Origin of the sequence: Rhizobium ecuadorense, assembly GCF_001187535.1 — a bacterium.
Lineage (GTDB): Bacteria > Pseudomonadota > Alphaproteobacteria > Rhizobiales > Rhizobiaceae > Rhizobium > Rhizobium ecuadorense.
In genome coordinates this window covers 1-345 of the sequence record NZ_LFIO01001106.1, presented here as the reverse complement: position 1 = coordinate 345, position 345 = coordinate 1, and the positions used below count along the sequence as shown (strand labels likewise).

The following is a 345-nucleotide window of genomic DNA, read 5'->3' as shown; positions in this document are numbered from 1 at the left end:
CTTTCTCGCTGCGGCGCTGGATCGTAAGATCCGCTTCGAAAGCGCCTTCAGGACCATATTCCTCTATCCCTACGCCATGTCCTTCGTGGTGACCGGGCTGATCTGGCAATGGATGCTCAATCCGACGCTCGGCATCCAGGCGAGCGTGCGTTCGCTCGGCTGGGAAAGCTTCGTCCTCGACTGGGTGGTCAATCGCGACATGGCGATCTATGCGCTGGTGCTCGCCGGCGTATGGCAGGGCGCAGGGCTCGTCATGGTCATTGCGCTCGCCGGCATGCGCGGCATCGAGGCCGAGCAATGGAAGGCGGCGCGGATCGACGGCATTCCCATCTGGCGGATCTATGT

Annotated in this window: 1 protein-coding gene; it reads left to right on the top strand. The window is 62.3% G+C overall.

Annotated features, from left to right (window positions below; translation table 11 throughout):
• Positions 1 to 345, top strand: a 345-nt coding sequence (locus AF337_RS22160) for a carbohydrate ABC transporter permease (RefSeq protein WP_152971156.1), incomplete at both ends; no start/stop codon positions are given.